The following is a 20,454-nucleotide window of genomic DNA, read 5'->3' as shown; positions in this document are numbered from 1 at the left end:
CCGGCGCGAGGAACGACGCCTCCATGGACACCATTCTCTGGATCATCGCGGCGATCTTCGTCATCGCGGGGGTTGTCACGATCGTCCGCGGGGGTCTCATCTACGGCATCGTGCTCATCGTCGTCGGCCTGCTCATCGGCCCGGGCGGTGTTTCGGTGTTCAGTTGACGCCCGTGGTTCCGCCCTTTGCCGAGAATGAAGGCCGGGCGAAAGACGGGATTACAGGCCGTATTCCTCCAGCAGGCGGAGCCACACCTCGCTCACCGTCGGAAACGAGGGCACCGCGTGCCACAGCCGCTCGACGGGCACCGCGGCGACGATCGCGATCGTCGCCGCGTGGACCATCTCCTGGGTGTCCGGGCCGGTGAACGTCGCGCCCACCAGGACCCGCCGGGACTCGTCGACGACGATCTTCGAAGTGCCGGTGATCCCTTCGCCGCGCACCGACGCCCCGGCCACCCCACCGGTCGCGACGCTGACCGCCCGGACCGCCAGGCCCGCCTCCCGCGCGGCCCGCTCGGTCAGCCCGACCGCACTGACCTGGGGATCGGTGAAGGTCACCCGTGGGATGGCGAGGCCGTCCGCCACGTCACGGGCAGGCTCGCCCGCGGCGTCCCGGCGGCCGGTGATGACGTCGGCGACGATCCGCGCCTGGTACTTGCCCATGTGGGTGAGCAGGGCGCGGCCGCAGACGTCGCCGACCGCGTACAGNCAGCCGCCGTCCACCCCGACCGCCAGGAGACGGTCGTCGACCTCGATGAACTTCCCGGGCGGCAGCCCGACGGCGGCCAGGCCCAGGTCGCCGGTCGCCGGGGTGCGTCCGACCGCCACCAGGATCTCGTCCGCCACGACGGCCTCGCCCCCGGCGTCGTCGCCCCTGGCGTCCGGCCCCGCCGCGCCGGCGAGGGTGACGGTCACCGGGCCACGCGGGGTCGCGGAGTCGGGGCGGCTGCGACGCACCTCGACGGCCCGGGTGCCCAGGCGCACCGTGATGCCGTCCGCCTCGAACGCCGCGCGTACCTGCTCCCCGGCGAACTCCTCCTCCCGGGCGAGCAGCCGCGGCGAGCCCTCGACGAGCGTGACCTCGGCGCTGCCGAGCCGGCGGAACGCCTGGGCGAGCTCCGCGCCGACGGCGCCGCCGCCGAGTACCACGAGGCGGCGCGGCACCGAGCGGGCGGCGGTCGCGGAACGGTTGTCCCAGGGGTCGGCCTCGGCGAGACCCGGGATCGGCGGGACCGTCGCCCGGCTGCCGGTGGCCACGACCACCGCCCGCGACGCGATCAGCACCCGGCGGTCGCCGTCGGCGGCGGTGACCTCGACGTGGCGGGGCCGGCCGGTCAGCCGGCCGGTTCCACGAACGAGCGTCACGCCCTTGTCGGTCAGCCACGGCACCTGGGAGTCGTCCGAGAAGCCGCCGACCAGCCGGTCGCGGCGCGTGAACACCGCCGCGGGGTCCAGCGCGCCGGTGACCGCCGCCGCGGCGCCGGGCACTCGGCGCGCCGCGGCGAGCACCTCCCCCGGCCGGATGAGGGTCTTGCTCGGGATGCAGCCCCAGTAGCTGCACTCGCCGCCGACGAGCTCCCGTTCGACGATCGTCACGGCGAGCCCCGCGTCGGCGCACCGGCCGGCGACGTTCTCTCCGGCGGGGCCCGCGCCGATCACGATCACATCCACCTGCGCGCCCTGTGCCCGGGCGCCCTGTGCCCGTGTGTCCGCCTGTGTGTCCGGGGCCATGCCCGTGCCTCCCCACCGTCGCCGCCAGATCACCGCAGCCGGGGGGCTGGCCGGGCGGTGGTAAGGGATCCGCTGCTTTCTCGACCCCGAACCGTCATCTGCCGCCGGCAGCATGGCGGGGGACAGCCCGGTCGTACCGTACGCGCGGGAACGGTGACGAGAAGCACCCGGCCCGAACGGACGGCGCGCCGCCCGTGACCGGGAGACGCGGGGTGTCAAGGGAACAATGGCGTCGTAGCGCGAAGCAGGGCCCGGTGCGCGCGTAGCCGCCCGCACCGGGCCGCCGTGACGAAACGAGCGGGGAGACAAGATGCAGCTCGGGATGGTGGGCCTCGGCCGGATGGGCGCCAACCTGGTTCGCCGGCTGATCCGCGACGGCCACGAGTGCGTGGTCTACGACGTGAACGCCGAGGCCATCAAGGCCCTGGAGGCCGAGGGCGCCACGGGGGCGGGCACGCTCGCCGAGTTCGCCGCGGCGCTGCGTCCCCCGCGGACCGCCTGGATCATGGTGCCGGCCGGGCTGACCGGGCAGACCGTCGACGCGGTCGCCGAGCACTTCGCACCGGACGACGTCATCATCGACGGCGGCAACTCGTACTACCGCGACGACATCCACAAGGCGAAGGAGCTTGCCACCAAGGGCATCCACTACGTCGACGTCGGCACCTCCGGCGGCGTGTTCGGCCTGGAACGCGGCTACTGCCTGATGATCGGCGGCGAGCCGGAGGCCGTGGCCCGGCTGGAGCCGTTGTTCGAGACGATCGCCCCCGGCGTCGGCGCCATCCCCCGCACCCCCGGCCGCGACGGCGAGCCGGTGCAGGCCGAGAAGGGCTACCTGTACTGCGGGCCGAACGGCGCCGGGCACTTCGTCAAGATGGTCCACAACGGCATCGAGTACGGGATGATGGCCGCGTTCGCCGAGGGTCTCGCCATCCTCGACAAGGCGAACATCGGCCGGGAGGCCCTGGAGCACAACGCCGAGACGGCCCCGCTGGGCGACCCGCAGTTCTACCAGTACGACTTCGACACCGCCGCGATCGCGGAGGTCTGGCGGCGGGGCAGCGTCGTCAGCTCCTGGCTGCTCGACCTCACCGCCGCCGCCCTGCAGGAGGACCCCGAACTCGCCGAGTTCAGCGGCCGGGTCTCCGACTCGGGTGAGGGCCGCTGGACGGTGCTCGCCGCGGTGGAGGAGGGCGTGCCCGCGCACGTGCTGACCGCCTCCCTGTACGAGCGGTTCAGCTCCCGTGGCGAGAGCCTGTTCGCGGACAAGCTGCTCTCCGCGATGCGCAAGCAGTTCGGCGGCCACGCGGAGCAGCACGCCCCGAAGGCCGGCTGAGCTCGGCCGGCCTTCAGGTCGGCGGCTCGGGCGGGTCGGTGGCTCGGGCGGGTCAGATGTCGGCGCCGAGATCACCCACGTCACCCATGACGATCATGGGATGGGCGGTGGGCTTCAGCCAGCGCAGGATGGACGTCAGCGCGTCCTGCTCGACGGCGACGCAGCCCCGGGTCGGCGACCTGTGGTCGACGTGCAGCCAGATGTCGCCGCCGACCTGGTCGCCCAGCGGCCGGGTCGGGTCCGACGGGGGACGCCCGGGCAGCCGGTTGTAGTCGATGGCGACGACGTAGTTGAACGCGTCGGCCATCGGCTGCCCCTGCGGCGCCGCCGTCCGGTAGAACGCCGGCCGGTACTCGTAGGGCATGCCGGTACCCGGATCCGGCAACCGGCCGCCGGCCGCCGTCAGGCTGAACACCCCGATGGGGCTGCGCAGGTCGCCCTCGTGGTGGGTGAAGGTCCACCCGTTGGCGCCGTTGCGCCCGGTCAGCGGGGCACCGAACGGCTCCCAGGGGGCGTCCGGGTTCGCGCGCTGCCACAGCGTCACGTTGTTGGTGTTCGTATCCCGGTCGGCGCCGCTCGCGACGATCACCTGGAGGGCGTCCCGGGGAATCTTCGCCGACATCACCGCCCCGATGCCAGGCACAGCGCCCGAGGCCCCGGCCGTGCCGTCCGCGCCCACGACCCGGTTCGGCCGCACCCGCTCCGCGCCCGCCGCCGATGGGGCCGACCCGGCCGAGGCTGCGCCGACCGATGCCGACGGCCTCGGGTCCCGCTCCGAGCCGGGACCGCTGAAGTGGACGGCGCTCGCGGCGCCCACGACCAGAGTCACGCCGGCAGCCGCGACACCGACGGCGACCGACCGGCCCCGCGCGGCGCCCGCGCGGCGAGGTCTGTTGCGGTGATCGGCCATGTCTGCGGCCTCCGGGACGACGCCGCGGGCGGGGCGGCGTCGCGCTGTCGAGGGCCGACGCTCCCGGCGGCGACCGCGCCCGCGCCACCGGGGTGCGACCACGGCGCACCGGTCACGACGATACGGATCGCCTCCCGCTCTTCGGTGGGATACCCCAGCGCGATGCCCGTGCCATGCGGTCACAGCATCCGAACGCTGGGTGACATTGAGGAATGCCTCCCCGGGCGGATCATCATCGTCCGCGGCGCACTCCTCATCACCTCCCCCACAGGGCGGTTCCGAACCTGCCCGGAACGCCCGCAGAGCACCGGAAAGACCCGCCGATCAGCACGATCAGGATTTTTTGCCGTGCGGAGGGTGACAGATTGCCGCTGCGGATCGATTGCTCGGCGGCCCGCCGTCGGCACGGAACCAGGCGAGGTCCGGCGAGGACGAACGCACGGTCGGCTGCCGACCCCGGCCCATCCAGCGCCCCCGCGGCCGCGACGAGGGTGGGATCACGCCCGACCGGGTTACGCCTGTCGCCGGCACCCACGGCGCGAGATGCATGGAGTCGATTGCGGTACGTTCTGGTCAATCTGCGGCGACAAAGCGTGCACACCGCACCGCATGCGCACACCGCACCGCAGTGCGCTCACCGCACCGCAATCGGCCGCCACCGACCCGGCCCGTCACCGCTCGGGCCCCCACCGAATCAGGCCCGACGACCGTGCTCGACGGCTTCCAGTTCCACCGCATCCTGGCCACCCCGCGGCGCCCGGAGGGGACCGACCGTCCCGACCCCGTCCCGCCCGCGCTGTTCGCCGCGCTCGTGGGTGCGCACGCCGAGCTGACCTCGCTCGACGCCGGCCCGGCCGCGCCGGGCGTCGCTGTCGCCTGGCTGCGCGGGCCGGGCGAGTCCCACATCCGCTTCCTCGCCGGCGGCCGGCCCTACTTCCCCCCGGGCACCATCCCTGCGGCCGAGGCCGAGGCCGAGGCCGCGGCCGCCCCGCCGCCCCCGACCATCCCACCGGGCCCGACGTCCCCGCCACCGGGCGGCGGGTGGCCGGATTCCGAGGGCGGAGGGCTGCCGGCGCTCCCGCCCTTTCCCGGGCCGCCCCGCCCCGGCCGGCCCCGGCCCGCGTCGGCGCCGCGGGCGGCCGGACCGGCCCCGCTGCTCTACCCGCCCGGATCGACGGCCGTCGCGCTGGCGCCCGGCGCCGTCCTCGACGACCTCGCCCGTTTCCCGTACTGGCTGCGCTGCGGTGGCGCCCCGGACGCGCTGTGGGCGCCCGGACCAGGCGGGGAGGGCGGCAACCAACCCCCGGCCGGCGCGCGGCGCGGCTCGTTCGACGACTACGCCGCCCACCTCGTCGGCCCGTTCGCCTGGCTGGTGCTGGCCCGGCCGGTTGCGCCGCGTCGCCTCACCGAGGAACGCGACGCCCTCGCCCGCAGCATCCCCGCGCTGCGCCTGCGCGAGCACGACCAGGACGCCCGGCTCGACCTGGAACGGGCCGAGCGCCGCCACCGGGAGCTTGGCCGCGCCGCGGCCAGCGGGATGTGGGACGTCGAGATCCTCGTCGGCGGGGCCAGCAGGGCCGGCGCGTTCTCTCTGGCGGCGCTGCTGTGCAGCTCCAGCGATCTCGACGAGCTGCCCTACACGCTGCGCCCGTTGGGCCCCGCGACGTCGTTCGCCGGTGTCCGGGCGCCGCGGCCGGCGGATCCCGCGGACGGGGCGGAGCGCAGCCCGTTCCGGGCCGGCGCCGAGCTGCTCGCGGCGCTGGCCCGCCCGCCCGGCCGGGAACTTCCTGGCATCACGCTCATCACCCCGCACACGTTCGACGTGACGCCGGAGGGCCCGGACGGCAACGGGCCCGCGGATCCCCGCGGCGCCCCCGGGGCGGTGCGGCTCGGCGACGTCCTCGACGCCGGCTGGTCGCCGGCCGGCACGCTCGCCGTCCCCCGGTCCACGCTCAACCGACATGCGTTCGTCTGCGGCGCCACCGGCTCCGGGAAGTCGCAGACCGTGCGGTCGCTGCTGGAGTCGCTGGCGCGCGCCCCGGCGCCGGTGCCGTGGCTGGTGCTGGAGCCGGCGAAGGCGGAGTACGCGCGGATGGCGGGTCGGCTGGCCGACCTCACCGGACCGCTCACCGGACCGCCGGAGGGCGGGGACGCGGGAGCCGANTGCGCGGGCGGGCTCGGCGCGGGCGGGCTCGGCGCGGGGAGCGTCGGGGATGCCGTGCGGCCCGGTGAGGTGCTTGTCATCCGGCCTGGCCGGCTTGACGCGGCGCCGGCGTCACTGAACCCGTTGGAGCCGGAGGCCGGCTTCCCCTTGCAGAGCCACCTCGACCTGGTCCGCGCGCTGTTCCTCGCCGCGTTCGAGGCGCATGAGCCGTTCCCCCAGGTCCTGGCCCGGGCACTCACCGTCTGCTACCGGGATCTGGGCTGGAACCTGGTGCTCGACCGGCCCGAGCCGCCGCACCGGCCGCGGTTCCGCGTCCGCGGGCCGGACGCGGACGCGCCGGTCGAGGCGCGGCGGCGCTACCCGACCCTCGGCGACCTGCAGCGAACCGCCGCCAGGGTGGTGGAGAACATCGGCTACGGGGCGGAGGTCACCGCCGACGTCCGCGGGTTCGTCGACGTGCGCATCGGCAGCCTGCGGGAGGGCAGCCCGGGACGGTTCTTCGAGGGTGGCCATCCCATCGACATCGGCGCCCTGCTGACCCGCAACGTCGTCATCGAGCTCGAGGACATCACCAGCGACCAGGACAAGGCGTTCCTGCTCGGGGCGGTTCTCATCCGCGTCGTGGAGCACCTGCGGGTCCGGTTCGGGGCCGCCGGCGCCGGCGGGCTACGGCACGTCCTCGTCGTCGAGGAGGCGCACCGGCTGCTCAAGAACGTCACCGACGGGCCGGCCGCGGCCGCGGTGGAGCTGTTCGCCTCCCTGCTCGCCGAGATCCGCGCCTACGGCGAGGGCCTCGTCGTCGTGGAGCAGATCCCGGCGAAGATCCTGCCCGACGTCATCAAGAACACCGCGCTGAAGGTGATGCATCGCCTGCCGGCCGCTGACGACCGGGAGGCCGTCGGCGCCACGATGAACCTGCGCCCGGAGCAGTCCGAGGCCGTCGTGGCGCTGCCCGCCGGGGTGGCCGCCGTCAGCGTGGACGGCATGGACCGTCCGGTGCTGGCCCGGATGGTCGCCGGTGACGCACGGGAGTCCCCGCATCTCGCCCGCTACGACCGGGTTCCGCTGGCCGGCCGGCGCAGCCTGCACTGCGGCGCGGCGTGCGCCCTCGGGCGGGCCTGCACCCTGGAGGAGACCGAGACGGCGGCGCTGGCCGCCCACGACGCCCGGCTGGTGCTCTGGGTCGAGGCGGTCGCGGCCCACCAGGTGATGGGCTTCGCCCACGTGCTGGGCCTCGCGCCGTTCGCCCCCTCGCCAGCGCTGCGCGCGATGCTGGCCGCGCAGCCGCCGCGGCGGCTCGACTGCCTGCTCGCGCACGCCACCGACCGGGCCACCGACGCCCGAGCCCGGCTGCTGCGCCCGTCCGTCGATCCGGACGACTTCGCCGCCGCGCTGCGCGCCACGCTGCGCCGGTTGCTGGTCGGGCCGCCCGCCGACGCGCCGGTGGACTCCCGGCGGTTCACCGCGGGCGTCTACCGCTGGCAGGACGTCCGGCTGGCGCTCGGCGAGGCCGTGCGCCGGCAGGGTCCGGACGCGGGCCCCCACCCGCTCACCTCGTCCTGGCACGACCGCGGCCTGGCCGTCGCCGGCGGCACGATCGGCGAGCAGCTCGCCTGGCTGCGCGCCAGCCCGATCTACACGGGCGGCGAGGACCAGGTCAGCGTCGGCGACGTGACGGCGAGCGGGCTGGTCGACGCGGTGCGGGAGCTCGCCGGCGGGACGGCTGCCGGGGCCGTCGGGATCGCGCTGGAGCACGCCTGCACCGGGCCTGGCCTGGCGGACCTGGTCGACCAGATCGCCAACCTCGTCGAGACGGGCACGGGCGGCCCGCTGGCCGGACCCGAGGCGCCGGAGTCGGCCGCGGCCGGCCGGTGAGAGCGTTGCCCGGTGAGGAGTCGGGGAAGTTCCCCGCCGGGACCGGCACGCTGGTGGCGTTGGCTCCCGGCCACGTCGAACAGGGTGACGGAACGGCGGCCGCGGTCGCGGGCGTCAGAACGCGACAGAACGGACACTCGACGCCATACTGGAGACGGAGGGATTTGGTCTCGCCACGGGGCGTGCTCGCCAGCAACGGCGACGCGGTGGGCCGGGCGATGCACAGGCTGGCGGGCCAGGTCCTGCCGTGACGCGACTGGCGGGGGTCACGATGGGAGGCGCAGCCCTGACGGCGGCGGAGGCCCAGCTCATCCAGGGACTGTTCGTCCCTCGGGAACGCTGGGGGTGGGAGTTCGTCGACGGCGGCCCGCCGACGCCGAGCCCGCTCGCCGACGAACGCCCCGTCTGGACGCCACCGGCGCTGCCCGACCTGACCGAGCTGGCCGCCCGGCGGGACCGGTCGCTGCGGTCGCTGTGGAAACGGCTGCCGGTACCCGCGGCCTTCGTCGTCTTCGGGGTGCTGCTGGCGTCCGAGGGCGGGCTGTTCTTCGTGCCGGCCGGGTTGGTCCTCGCGCTGCTCGCCGGCCTGCCCCCGCTGGTGCGCCACCGGCGGCTGGTGCGCGCCCGGCGCCGGACGGCGACGGCGACGGCGACCGCCCGCGCCGCCCACGAGCAGGCGGTGGTGTCCTGGCGGGCCGAGATCGACGCGCACATCCGGGCCGACGAGCGGCGCCGGGAGGCCGCCAGCAGCTTCTTCCCCATCGTGACGCCGGCCGCGACCCCGCGGGTCGACGTCTTCGGCGGCGACGGCAACGGCTGGGCCAGCCTGTTGGCCACCGCCGGCTGCTCGGTGCTCACCGGCGGCACCGGCATCCTGCTGGTGGACCTGAGCGAGCGGACGGTCGGCGGCGGGTTGGCGCGGCTGGCCGGGCAGGCCCGCTGGCCCGTCGAGTCCTGGGACCTGCCCCGCCAGCTCGACGAGGTCGCGCTGCTCGACGGGCTCGGCCCGCGGGAGACCGGCGAGCTCGTGGCGGACGCCTTCGGCCCGACCCGCGAGGGCGATCAGGACCATCACCGCCGGGCGCTGCACGCCGACCTGGTGAGCACGGTCGGTCAGGTCCTCGGCGAGCGGCTGACCTTCCGCCGGCTCGCCGAGGGCCTGCGCGTGCTGGAGGGTCTCGACGACGGCACGGCGGCCGCGGCGTTGTCGACGGCCGAGGCCGGTGCGCTCGTCGGCCGGATGAACGCCTTCGGCCGCGGCGAGCGGATCCCCGACGAGCTGCGTTACCTGCGTTCCTCGCTGGAGGCCCTCTGCCCGCCGGACGCCTCGGCCGTGGCCGCGCAACGGGCGGCGATCGCCGGCGGGCCGGGCGCCGGCGGCCTGCGGCGGCTGGCGACATGGTGGCCCGTCCAGGGGCTGCGGGTGATGGCGACCTCCAGCCGCACGTCGTCGACGCATCACAAGGAGCTCGCCGACCGGCTGGTCATCCAGGCGGTCCTCCACCAGCTTCGTCGCCGCGAGCTCGCCCCCGCCGCCGGGCGGGACATGCTGGTCGTCGCCGGAGCGGACCATCTCGGCCGACCCGTGCTGGGCGGCCTCGCCCGGCACGCCGAGATCGCCGGGGTACGCCTCGTGCTGCTCTTCGAACGGCTCGCCGACGACGCCGAGCGGGTCCTGGGCAGCCAGGGCGGATCGACGATCATCATGCGGCTCGGCAACGGCAAGGACGCGACAACCGCGGCGGAGTTCATCGGCCGCGGTCACAGGTTCGTCATGTCCCAGGTGACCACGCAGGTCGGGCGGAGCTTCACGACGGGCGACAGCGACAGCGTCGGCTACTCCGACGGCACCTCCGACACCACCGGCACCAGCGGCGGGTCGAGTCGGACCTACGACCGCACCCGCCTGCTGCCCTGGCTGCAGAACACCTCCACGAACACCGGCTGGCAGGAATCCGTGACGACGTCACGCTCGCAGACCTGGCAGCGCACGACGAACACCTCGGTCAGCGACTCGACGAACGACGGCAGCACCACCCAGCGGGTGTATGAGTTCCTCATTGAGCCCACCACCGTGCAGACCCTGCCGACCACCGCCTTCCTGCTGGTCAGCCCGGTCGACGGGCCGGGTCGGGTGATCTCGGGCGACTGTAACCCCGGCACCGTGCTGCTGCCCCGGGTCTCGCCGGTGGACCGCTGGTCGGCGGCCCGGGGTGCCGCCGGGGCCGCGGGGGCGCAGGCGGCACCCCGGGCGCCGGGCGCCACCCCCCTCGCCGAGCCTCCCGCACCGTCGGCGCAGCTCCCGGTCGGTGGGGCGGCGGGCCGGCGGGATGGGGCCCGACCGCGTCCGATCGGCACCGCGGCGCCCGACGCCTACCCGAGCCTCGCCGTGGCCGCGGAGGAGCTGGCCTACCGGCTGGCCCCACCGCCGCCACGGCCCGGCCACCCTGCCGGCCCCGTCCCCGGCCCCGGCCGGGTGGCCGGCGGCTGGGTGCCGACCGGAGTGCAGCCGGCGTCGGGCCCGGGCCCGCAGGCCGGGGGCTCCGGGCGGCCCGTGGAGGACTCCCCGGCCGACGGGCGGCCACGCGAGGAGGGGAGGCCGCCGCGCAGGGGCCGGCGCCGCCTCAGCGGGCAGCCGCCGAACCCGGCGTGACCGGCGCGCCCCGTCCAACCGGCGCGCCCCGTCCAACCGGCGAACACTGCGTGGCCGGCGAACACGGCACGCAGTTATCCACAACCAAAAAAAGATGCTGGCCCAACGGAAGAACAACCGTCATCGTCTTCTCATGGCCCATAACCCTGGCCGACTCTCCTGGCAGGAGATCGCCACCCCCCAGGCCGGCGTGATCACAATCCGCGACGCGGTCGCCGCCGGCATCACCCGTACCGAGATCCGCCGACGCCTCGATGACGGCCGCTGGCGGCAGCCCGTCCGCGGCGTCCTGATCACCGACCTCAACCCCGCCACCGGCCCGCAGCACCTGTGGGTCGCAGTGCAGGCCATCGGGCCGGATGCAGTGCTCGCGGGCGGATGTGCGGCGGCGCTCGCCGGGCTGGTCGGCCACGACCCTCAGCCGGTGACCGTGCTCATCCCGGCCGACCGCCGTGTCAGCGCTCCGCCGGGGGTACTGCTACGGCACAGCGCGCGCCTGGAATCCAGCGAGATCGACCCGCTCCGGCTGCCCCGGCGGACCACACCGGCCCGGTCCCTGATCGACATGGCGGAGTGGGCGGCGTCCCGGGCCCTGGCGCAGGACGTCCTCTGCGACGCAGTGCGCCAACAGATCGTCACCGTCCGCGGCCTGCGCGAGGCGTTGTCCCGCCGCGGCCCGATCAGCCGGCGCACGCTGATCGCCGAGACGCTGGATCGGCTCGGCGCGGACGCGCCGCACCTCACCGAGATCATGTTCCGCCGGATCGAGCGGCGGCGCGAGCTGCCCCCGGCGGGCTATCGGGTCGAGGGTCCGGCGGACGAGCCGACCTCGCGGCTGACCGTGCGCTACGAGCCGTGGCGGGTGCGGGTCGAGGTCGCGGTCGAACCGACCGCGAACCGGCTGATCACCCAACGTGATCCCAGTCAGGACATCCTGGTCCGGTTGCCGGCGCACCTGCTGCGGACCGCGCCGGACGACGCCGCCGACATCGTCGCCGAGGCCCTGCGCGAACGGGGCTGGGTGCCGCCGACGGATCACCCCCAGCGGGCCCTGGCCTCCTGACGAGGAGGCCACCGCAGGTGGCCGGAGGGGTTGGCGGCGGCCTGATCTTGCCGTAACTTTGAGCGAACGTTGCGGGAGCTTCCACCCGAGGAGGCTGAGAGGGCGGCTGGGCAGAAGCCCGGTGCCGCCGACCGCCTGAACCTGTCCGGGTAATTCCGGCGTAGGGAGTGATGGCCGTGGCGCGTCCGGCTCCCATCGGCTCCATCGGCCGCTCGCGGGCGCTGCTGTGCCCGCCGGCACCGGGCCGTCCGGCGGCGCCCTACCGCCCGCCGGCACCGCCACCAGGTGCGACGGACCCGGGCGGCGGGACGGCGCGCTAGCGTCCCGCGCGGCCGGCCGCCGCGGTCCCGCGGCCGATCGGCCAGTCCCACTCGGCCGGGCAAGCACCCGGCCGGGGTCTCATGCGGCCGGCCGCCGAACCAGTCGCCGCCGAACCAGTCGCCGCCGAACCAGTCGCCGCCGGACCGGTCGCCACCCGGCGGGACCTCGTCCGGCGCTCATGACCCGGCGTTCGTCCCCCGACGACGGCCCACGCCGGCCGGTCGCGCACCATCGCGCGTCCGTCGTCCACATGCTCGTAGCCGCCGTAGGACCGCAGTAGCTCAGGGAGACGGCAGTAGCTCAGGGAGGAGGAGAAGTCGTGTTCGCACGCCGATCGAGCCGGCCGACGGCCCTGCCGCCCGCCGATCCCCGCCGGTCGGCCGGAACGGGTCTGGAGCTCCGTGGGGTCGCGAAGCGGTTCGGCGACATCACCGCGGTCGCCGGCGCGGACCTGTCCGTCCCCCCGGACAGCCGCCTGGGCGTCGTCGGCCCGAGCGGGTGCGGCAAGTCGACCCTGCTGTCGATGATCTGCGGGCTGACCGACCCGGACGCCGGCACCATCGACGTCCTCGGCGCCGCAGACGCGCCGGGGCGGCTGGCCCGCTGCGCCTGGATGCCCCAGCGCGACCTGTTGCTGCCCTGGCGCGGCGTGCTCGCCAACGCCCGCATCCCGCTGGAGAACCAGGGCCTGACCCGCCGGGAGGCGTCGCGGCGCGTCCGGCCGCTGCTCGACCGGTTCGGCCTCGCCGAGTTCGCCGACCACCGGCCGGCGCAGCTCTCCGGCGGGATGCGCCAGCGGGTCTCGTTCCTGCGCACGGTGGCCGCGGACAAGCCGGTCCTGCTGCTCGACGAGCCGTTCGGCGCCCTCGACTCGATCACTCGGGCGGACCTGCAGGACTGGCTGCGCGCGATGCTCGCCGACGAGCCCCGCACCGTCGTGCTCGTCACCCATGACGTCGAGGAGGCGCTGCTGCTGTGCGACCGGGTGGTGGTGATGTCGGCCCGCCCCGGCCGGATCGTCGCGTCCGTCGACGTGCCGCCCTACGCCGGCACCGGCGCCGCGGCGCGGCGGGCGCGGCTCGCCGACCCCGACTTCGTCGCGCTGCGCGACACCGTCCTCGCCCACCTGGAGAGCGCCCGTTGACCGCGACGCGGTTGTGGCCGAGCGTCCTCGTCGGCATCGCGCTGCTCGGCGCCTGGGAGTTCGTCACCCGAGTGCTGCACGTCGAGGAGTACATCCTGCCGGCACCGGACCAGGTGGCGACGACGCTGGCCGACCGGTGGGACAGCACCCTGCGCAGCGCCACCTGGGTCACCGGCACGGAGATCGTCCTCGGCTTCGCCATCTCGGTCGCCGGCGGACTCGCGCTCGGCTGCGCGCTGCACTTCTCCGCCGCGGCCCGCCGAGCGCTGTACCCGCTGCTCATCGGCTCCCAGACGGTCCCGGTCGTCGTCCTCGCCCCGATCCTGGCGATCATCTTCGGCTACAGCATCACCCCGAAGCTCATCCTGGTGGCGCTCATCTGCTTCTTCCCGGTGGTGGTCGGCACCCTCGACGGCCTCGCCTCGGTCGATCCGGAGCTCGTCCGGATGATGCGGACGCTGCACGGTCGACGGGTCGCCATCTTCACCCGGGTGGAGTTCCCGGCGGCGCTGCCCTCGGTGTTCACCGGCCTGCGGCTGGCCGCCGCCTACGCCGCGACCGGNGCGGTGTTCGGCGAGTACTCGGGCGCCTCCGACGGACTCGGCCACGTGATGCGCCAGGGCGTCCCCCAGCTCCAGTCCGCGCTGGTGTTCGCCGCGATCGTGCTGCTCACCGCGATGTCCGTGGTCCTGTTCGTACTCGTGAGCTGCGCCGAACGGCTGCTCGTCCCCTGGCACCGCAATCCCACCCGAGAAGGGACCAACCAATGATCGCGCCGCGCTCCCGCCGGCTGACCATCACGGCGGCCGCCCTCGCCGCCGTCACGCTCGCGGCCGTCACCGCCTGCGGCTCCGGCGGCTCGTCCGGCGCCGAGCGCCGGGCCGCCACGGTGCTGCTCGACTGGGAGCCCAACCCGGACCATCTCGCGCTCTACTCGGCGCAGGACGGCGGCGACTACGCCGCCGCCGGGCTGAACGTCACCCTGCGTTCGCCGTCGGACCCGTCCGACCCGCTCAAGCTCGTCAGCACCGGCACCGTCGACCTGGGCATCTCCTACGAACCCGAGGTGGTCATCGCCGGGGTCGAGAAGCTCGACGTCGTCGCCGTCGGCGCCCTCATCCCCACCGCCCTGAACTCGATCATGGCCGTGGGCTCCGCCGGCATCACGAAGCCCGCCGACCTCGCCGGGGCCACGGTCGGCACCTCGGGGCTGCGCACCGACGAGGCCTTCCTCGACGCGATCGCGAAGGCCAACCACTTCGACGGCACTTCGATTCACCGCGTCGACGTCGGCGCCGACCTGCTGCCCGCCATGATCTCCAAGAAGGTGACCGCCACCCTCGGCGCCTACCGCAACGTCGAGGGCGTCACCCTCGCCGACCGCGGCCTCGCGCCGAAGGTGATTCCGGTGACCGAGGCCGGGGTGCCGCAGTACGACGAACTGGTCATCGTCGCCCGGCGCAGCCGGCTCGCCAAGGACCCCGCCTATGCCGCGCTCGTCCGCGACTTCCTGCGCGCCACGGCGGCCGGCAACGCGCGGGCGCTCGACGACCCGGCGAAGGCCACGACGACGCTCACCGGCGTCGCCGACGGCTACGACCCCAAGCTGCTGCCGAAGATGGTCGAGGCGACGGCCCCGCTGCTGCGCAACCCGGCCGGTTTCGGCCGGATGGACACGGGTGCCTGGACGTCGTTCATCGCCTGGATGCGCGCCGAAGACCTGATCAAGGCGACCGTCCCGACGGCGGACGTCGTCACCAACGCCTACCTACCCAAGCCATGACCATCGCGGATGCCGCTGCCCGACCATCCACGTTCCGAGACCAGTGAGCACGATGACGCCCGATGCCATCCCGGCCGCCGCGNCGCAGTCCTTCAGCGCGCGGCTGTGGGCCTCCACCGAGCACGTGTACGAGGCGATCCTGCGCCATCCGTTCCTCACCGGGCTCACCGATGGCAGCCTGCCGCGGGCCGCGTTCGGCCATTTCGTCGTCCAGGACGCGCACTACCTGCGGGACTACGCGCGGGCCCTGGCCGTGTGCGCGGCGAAGGCGCCCACCGAGGACGACGTGCGGGCGCTCGCGAGTGACGCCGCCGACGCGGTCGCCGCCGAGCAGGCCATGCACGCCGACCTCCTCGACGCTCTCGGCGGCCCCACGCCCACCGGCCCCACTCCCACGGGCGGGGTGGCAGCGGGCGGGGTGGCGACGGTCGCGCCGACGACCCGCGCCTACACCAGTTACCTGCTCGCGACCGTCTACGGCGGCTCCTTCCTGGAGGGGCTCGCCGCGGTGCTGCCGTGCTACTGGATCTACGCCCGGGTCGGCGCGTGGCTGCTCGCCGACTCCTCCCCCGACCCGGTGTATGCCCGGTGGATCGCCGCCTACGGCGACCCGGCATTCCAGGCGGTGGCCGACCGGGTCGTCGCCCTCACCGACCGGGTGGGCGCGGACGCATCGGCGCCGGAGCTGTCGCGAGCCGCCGAACACTTCGCGGTGACGGCGCGCTACGAGTGGATGTTCTGGGACGCCGCCTGGCGCCGCGAGACCTGGCCGATCTGACAGATCTACTACCCGTGTCTCGCGGCGTCAGATGCGGACGATGGTGATGGTTCGTCCGCTGGGGCCGGTGGCGGACTGGACCGTGGCTGAGGTGCGCCGACGACGCCCTCGAAAAGGCCGTCGGCCAGAACTCGTGTGATCACCGTTCCGAGAGCTGGGAGTCCACGTATGACGCAGCGCTGATCGCCACTCCACGGAACCGCTCGGGAGGCTCAGACCTCCTTGCGGGCGATCACCAGGTAGGTGCCCGCGAAGCCGGCGCCGTGGACGTAGCGCCGGGCGAGCCGGTCGAGGAGCCGGGCCGTGATCAGCAGGGGGCTGACCACCGCCATCATGGCGCCCCAGGCCACCAGGTGGGCGGGGCCGGCAGCCTGGCGCAGCCAGGGCATGGGGCGCGGCGCGATGGCGGTGACGACGAGCAGCAGGGCGGCGGTGAGATCGCCGAGGCCGCGGCTGGCGGCGAACCGCACCAGGACGGGCCGCAGCCCCCGGTCCTCCAGCGCCGCTAGCAGGTTGTCGACGGGGATGAGATGCGCCCGCTCCGGCACCGCCCAGCCGGACCAGAACCGGCCGAGCCAGCGCGCCTGGTGGCATTCGGCGTTCGCCAGCTCGCACAGCACGTGGCCGCCGGGTGGTAACGCCTTGGCGACGGCGTCGAGCTCCGCGGACGGGTCGTCGGCGCGTTCCAGATAGCCGAACATGCTGATGACGTCGTAGCGACCGGCGACCGCCTCGACGACATCGGGCAGCCGGCCGTGGTGGGCATGGTCGAGCCAGCCGCGCCGCAGGCCCTCGTCCAGCCCAGCGAACGTGTCGACCCCGTCGAACACCGTCGCCGGCCACACCTCGCGGGCCGCGTTCGGGAAGTGGCCGTAGCGGGAGCCGACGTCCAGCCACGCGCGCGGGACCGTGAACGGACGCACGGCGGCGGCCTGTCCACGGCGGTCGCGGGCGATCACCGCCAACGCCTGCTCGGCGATCCCGGCGCGCAGGCCGTCGTAACGGTCCCGGTCGTAGAACTCGCGGCCGGCGGGGCTCAGCGCCGGGTTGAGGAACACGTGCCCGCAGCGCCGGCAGCCGTCGAGACGGAACCGGCCGGGTTTACGCAGGAACATGTCGGGCGAGTCGAGCCGGGTGGCCAGCTCCGCCGAACCGCACCACGGACAGTCCGCGCGGGCGCGGCGCAGAAACCGGGCCAGGCCGGCGCGGACGTCACGGCCGTAGGAGGCCCGGCTGGCCGCCGTCCGCTGCTTCTTCGCGTGCTTGACCGGGTCGGCGGGCAGCCCGGCGGCCTTGGCCTCGGCGGCCCGCGCGGCCTGCGCGCGACCGGCGCGCACCGAGTCGATGACGAACAGCAGCCCGCTGAGGATGCGCACGATCGGGGAGCGGATCAGGTCGCGGGGGGACAGCGGCACCCGGCCGGCGCAGACGAAGAACGGCTGGAACCAGAACAACGCCGTGGCCGCGAGTCCCCACGGCCGGTTGACGTGCACGCCGATGGCGGTGGCGAGCTGCGGCACGAACGGGAAAAGCTGGTTGCGCCGGGTGAATCGGTACGCGCGCTGCTGGACCCGCACGCGCATCGCCGCGTCCTCCCGGTCGGCACGCAGCCCCGGCAGCACGGCGAGGTCGGTCGATCCGGACGCGAAGGTCTTCAGCCGCTCGGTGATGTCGACGAGCTCCACCGGGTCGAAGCCGTCGCGGCGGGTGATACCGGCCCGGTCGAGGATCTCCGAGCGAACCAGCAGCGCCTGGAAGGCGCCGCGGCCGGGCACGCACCGGTCGGTGCGGTAGGTGCGGGTGTCGACCATGCGGGCGAGGTCGAGGGCGCGTTCGACGGTCAGGTCCGCGGGCACGAGATCGAGGACGTCGAGCTTGTCCCGGCTGGCGTGGTAGCTGGCCGCGCGCCGCCCGCTGTCGGTCAGCCGCACCCCGTCGGCGACGAGGAACTCGTGCGACGGATCCACCGGCCGGCCGGAGGCGGGCAGGGTCTCCAGGCGGCGCAGCCGGCCGCGCAGCCGCACCCCGTTGATGAGCAGGCCGACGCAGACCAGGACCGGCAGCCAGTCGAGCACGGCGGTCAGCCCCGTACCGGCCCGACCGCGGCGCGACCGCGCCGGCGAAACGTCATGCGGCGAGTTTCTCAAGCCGGTCCGCGGCGGCCGCAACCCCTCCCGCCGCGGCGAAGGCGTCGCGCAGCCGCCCGGCGGCCTGGCGGTGGCCGGGATCGTCGAGCAGGGACGTCACCGCGGCGCGCACGGCCGCCGGTCCGGCTCGGCCGAACTTGATCCGTAAACCCGCGCCGCTGCGCACGACCTGCTCGCCGATGATCGGTTGATCGTCGCGGACCGGGGCGACGACCAGCGGGACACCGCGGGACAGCGCCTCGCAGACCGTGTTGTTGCCGGCGTGGCAGACCACCGCGGACAGCTTCGGCATCAGCTCGACCTGCGGCACGAACGGGGCGACGAGCAGGTCGTCGGGGGCGGCGTCGGCCAGGTCGTCGACGAGGCCGGGCGGGGCGACGATGACGGCCTGCACCCGTCCCGCCAGGCCCAGCAGGCCCTCCGCGGCGGCCCGCAGGAACCGCCCGCCGGCCTCCCGGGTCACCGTGCCGAGGGAGACGAGCACCGCCTCGCGGTCCGGGTCGAGCCACTCCCAGGGGAAGGAGGCGGTCTGCGCCCGCCGGCCGACCGCGCTGCCGACGAAGGCGACATGGCGGGGCACGTCGGGGTTGCGCAGCAGCTCCCGCACGGACGTGACGAGGGTGAGCTCATCGGAGAACCGCAGGTCGCCGGCGGCGGCCTCGTCGGCGGACACGCCGCGGGCGAGTTGGAAGTCCCGCAGCAGGTCGGCGACCCACTGCCCGAGCCCGGCCAGCACCCCGTACGGGTCGTCGAACTCGGCCGACGTCGTGGCGAGAGTGGCCCAGTGCAGCCGCCGGCGACGGGCGACCAGAGCCGCACCGACCGCCTGCTGGTCGATGACCATTACATCCGGGCGGAACTCGTCGACGACCGCGTCCACCGCCGGCTCCATCGCTGCGGCCAGCGGCAGCAGGAAGTCCTCCCACAGGAACTTCAGCGACGCCGGGCCGCGCAGCGCCCGGGAGCGGGCGACGATGTCGGCGCGATCGGCCTCGCTGAGTGTCTCCGGCAGCGCCAGCAGCGGCAGCCCCGGCGGGACCAGCCCGCCGATCACCCCCGCGTGGCCGGCGACGGCCACATTGTGACCGCGGTCGGCGAGCTCCCCGGCGATCCCCACGGCCGGGTTCACGTGCCCGGTCAGCGGCGGCACGACAAACAGGACGCGGCTCACGGCCGGCTCCTCAGCCCACCGCCGGGCGGCGCCCGGTGTTCAGGTCGGGCGGCGGCACCATCTGCGTCACCCACTCGGGGGTGACGAAGCGTCGCTCGGTCGGGCGCACGTAGGGCGGGGGTGGCGTGCGCCGGTCGAACAGCCACCAGCGCAGCAGGTCGCGCAGGTAGCCGGTGGCCTCGCGCAGCACCATGTGGGTGTGGTGCTCCAGCACGATCAGGGTGCACTCGGGGACGAGGGCGGCGAGCCCGGCGGCCTGCCCGATGATGTCGGAGTTCTCCCCGTAGACGGCGAGCACCGGAATCGGCAGCGCGGCGAGCGCCTCGGCGGAGAACGCCGGCGTCGCCAGCATGTCGGTGGCGATCGTCGTGTCGGACAGCAGCCGCTGGGCGGCCCGGGTGGCCTTGGTGATCGCCCGGCCGGCGCCGTTGTCCAGCCACTCCTCGACCTCGTCGTCGGTCATCGCGACGAGGATCTGGCTCAGCGAGCGGGCCATCTCCTCGCCCAGGCCCTCGATGAGGAACGGCGGCTCGATGAGCGTCAGGCTCGCGACCCGAGCGGTGAACTCCAACCCGAACGCCAGGGCCAGCGTCGCACCGTAGCTGTTGCCGACGACGTGCACCGGGCGGTCCACCCCGAGGGCGTCGAGCAGCCCGGCGAGGTCGGCCATCGAGTCGGCGAGGCGGTAGCCGCCGCGGGTGCGCTCGCTGCGGCCGTGGCCGCGCAGGTCGTAGCAGATGACGTCGCAGCCGGCGTCGGCCAGGCAGGTACCCAGCGAGAAGTAGAAGCTGGAGATGTTGTCCATCACCATGCCGTGCACCATGACGACGATCGGCGAGTCCGCGGACGCGCCCCCGCGGGGTTCGAGCCGCTGCACATGCAGGCGGACGCCGTTCGCGATGACCTCTGCCACGGGCCTTGCCTCCTTGTCGATATGGATGCCGGGTCGGATGCGGATGCCGGATCGGATGCGGATCGCCGGTCGGATGCGGATCGCCGGTCGAGACCGGATGCGCCGAGCGGCCGTCAGGCCGACCCGGCGGTCGCGGGCGCCGGCAGGCTGTCGACGATGAACTGGACGACCTCACCGACCCGCATGTTGATCACCTGGTCGACGTCCATCCTGGCGAGGAAACCGACGAAGTCGACGGCCTCGCCGTAGCGCTCCCGCAGCCGGTCGGCGAGCGCCACGAACTCGATGCTCTCCAGCTCCAGGTCCTGGCTGAACGTGGTCTCCATGGTGATGTCCATGTCGATCACGTATTCCTCGCCGATGACCTCGCGCAGGTCCTCGGTGACCTCGCCGAGCACCCGCGTCTCGGTCTCCGCCCGGCCCGCGCCGCCCGGTCCCGCCGTCTCCTGAACAGACATGATCG

Annotated in this window: 14 protein-coding genes, 4 pseudogenes and 1 riboswitch; of the genes and pseudogenes, 11 read left to right on the top strand and 7 right to left on the bottom strand. The window is 74.6% G+C overall.

Translation table 11 applies throughout. The features are described from left to right. Positions 1-23 precede the first annotated feature (23 nt). Positions 24-167 (top strand): GPGG-motif small membrane protein, encoded by a 144-nt coding sequence (locus UK82_RS33975; RefSeq protein ID WP_165699166.1) that lies wholly within the window; start codon positions 24-26, stop codon positions 165-167. 51 nt (positions 168-218) lie between these two features. On the opposite strand, the pseudogene UK82_RS36570 reads toward UK82_RS33975, so the two are convergent. Both UK82_RS36570 and UK82_RS08235 read right to left on the bottom strand, forming a co-directional pair. Continuing rightward, positions 219-710: pseudogene (locus UK82_RS36570) on the bottom strand (pyridine nucleotide-disulfide oxidoreductase); the annotation flags it as partial. A gap of 1 nt (position 711) precedes the next feature. After that, positions 712-1,733: NAD(P)/FAD-dependent oxidoreductase (locus UK82_RS08235; RefSeq protein ID WP_236705651.1), on the bottom strand; the 1,022-nt coding region annotated here is incomplete at its 3' end. Between the two features lie 310 nt (positions 1,734-2,043). Here UK82_RS08235 and gnd point away from each other — a divergent pair. Then, on the top strand, positions 2,044-3,069 hold the full coding sequence (gene gnd, locus UK82_RS08230; protein ID WP_044884343.1) for a phosphogluconate dehydrogenase (NAD(+)-dependent, decarboxylating): 1,026 nt from the start codon (positions 2,044-2,046) through the stop codon (positions 3,067-3,069). 52 nt (positions 3,070-3,121) lie between these two features. On the opposite strand, the gene UK82_RS08225 is transcribed toward gnd, so the two are convergent. Beyond that, a complete protein-coding gene (locus UK82_RS08225; RefSeq protein ID WP_052681010.1) occupies positions 3,122-3,898 on the bottom strand; it encodes a L,D-transpeptidase family protein in 777 nt (258 codons plus the stop codon). A 790-nt stretch (positions 3,899-4,688) separates the two neighbouring features. On the opposite strand from UK82_RS08225, the pseudogene UK82_RS41985 reads away from it, so the two are divergent. The 9 genes and pseudogenes from UK82_RS41985 to tenA form a co-directional block, all read left to right on the top strand. Continuing rightward, positions 4,689-6,142 (top strand): annotated as a pseudogene (locus UK82_RS41985) (helicase HerA domain-containing protein); the annotation flags it as partial. Between the two features lies 1 nt (position 6,143). Then, on the top strand, positions 6,144-8,018 hold a 1,875-nt coding region (locus UK82_RS36560; RefSeq protein ID WP_396230488.1), incomplete at its 5' end, for an ATP-binding protein. Positions 8,019-8,289: 271 nt separating this feature from the next. Beyond that, positions 8,290-10,671 (top strand): hypothetical protein, encoded by a 2,382-nt coding sequence (locus tag UK82_RS08210; RefSeq protein WP_044884418.1) that lies wholly within the window; start codon positions 8,290-8,292, stop codon positions 10,669-10,671. 133 nt (positions 10,672-10,804) lie between these two features. Continuing rightward, complete coding sequence (locus UK82_RS08205; protein ID WP_044884346.1) at positions 10,805-11,734, top strand: type IV toxin-antitoxin system AbiEi family antitoxin domain-containing protein; 930 nt, start codon at positions 10,805-10,807, stop codon at positions 11,732-11,734. 61 nt (positions 11,735-11,795) lie between these two features. Beyond that, positions 11,796-11,920, top strand: a riboswitch (TPP riboswitch). Between the two features lie 454 nt (positions 11,921-12,374). Further along, entirely contained in the window at positions 12,375-13,199 is an 825-nt protein-coding gene (locus tag UK82_RS08200) for an ABC transporter ATP-binding protein (protein WP_055406793.1), read from the top strand. A gap of 71 nt (positions 13,200-13,270) precedes the next feature. After that, positions 13,271-13,761, top strand: a pseudogene (locus tag UK82_RS36555) (ABC transporter permease); the annotation flags it as partial. Position 13,762: 1 nt separating this feature from the next. Continuing rightward, a pseudogene (locus UK82_RS36550) lies at positions 13,763-13,969 on the top strand (ABC transporter permease); the annotation flags it as partial. Beyond that, entirely contained in the window at positions 13,966-14,982 is a 1,017-nt protein-coding gene (locus UK82_RS08190; RefSeq protein WP_044884347.1) for an ABC transporter substrate-binding protein, read from the top strand. The pseudogene UK82_RS36550 and the gene UK82_RS08190, both read left to right, overlap by 4 nt. Before the next feature lie 83 nt (positions 14,983-15,065). Next, positions 15,066-15,760, top strand: a 695-nt coding sequence (gene tenA, locus UK82_RS08185) for a thiaminase II (RefSeq protein ID WP_396230487.1), incomplete at its 5' end; no start/stop codon positions are given. A gap of 212 nt (positions 15,761-15,972) precedes the next feature. Here the strand turns inward: tenA and UK82_RS08180 are convergent. The 4 genes from UK82_RS08180 to UK82_RS08165 all read right to left on the bottom strand — a co-directional run bounded on the left by UK82_RS08180 (position 15,973) and on the right by UK82_RS08165 (position 20,449). Continuing rightward, the gene (locus UK82_RS08180) at positions 15,973-17,835 is read right to left on the bottom strand and encodes a class I SAM-dependent methyltransferase (protein ID WP_044884348.1); all 1,863 of its coding nucleotides are present in this window, start codon (positions 17,833-17,835) and stop codon (positions 15,973-15,975) included. Between the two features lie 52 nt (positions 17,836-17,887). Next, positions 17,888-19,078, bottom strand: a complete 1,191-nt coding sequence (locus UK82_RS08175) for a glycosyltransferase (RefSeq protein ID WP_044884349.1) — start codon at positions 19,076-19,078, stop codon at positions 17,888-17,890. Positions 19,079-19,088: 10 nt separating this feature from the next. Further along, a complete protein-coding gene (locus tag UK82_RS08170; protein WP_044884350.1) occupies positions 19,089-19,991 on the bottom strand; it encodes an alpha/beta fold hydrolase in 903 nt (300 codons plus the stop codon). 113 nt (positions 19,992-20,104) lie between these two features. Next, positions 20,105-20,449: a phosphopantetheine-binding protein gene (locus tag UK82_RS08165; protein WP_044884351.1), complete on the bottom strand. Its 345-nt coding sequence runs from the start codon at positions 20,447-20,449 to the stop codon at positions 20,105-20,107. Positions 20,450-20,454 lie beyond the last annotated feature (5 nt).

This window comes from Frankia sp. ACN1ag (genome assembly GCF_001414035.1).
In the GTDB taxonomy this organism is placed as follows: domain Bacteria; phylum Actinomycetota; class Actinomycetes; order Frankiales; family Frankiaceae; genus Frankia; species Frankia torreyi.
The sequence above is the reverse complement of the archived record's forward strand: the minus strand, read 5'-3'. Positions and strand labels throughout refer to the sequence as shown.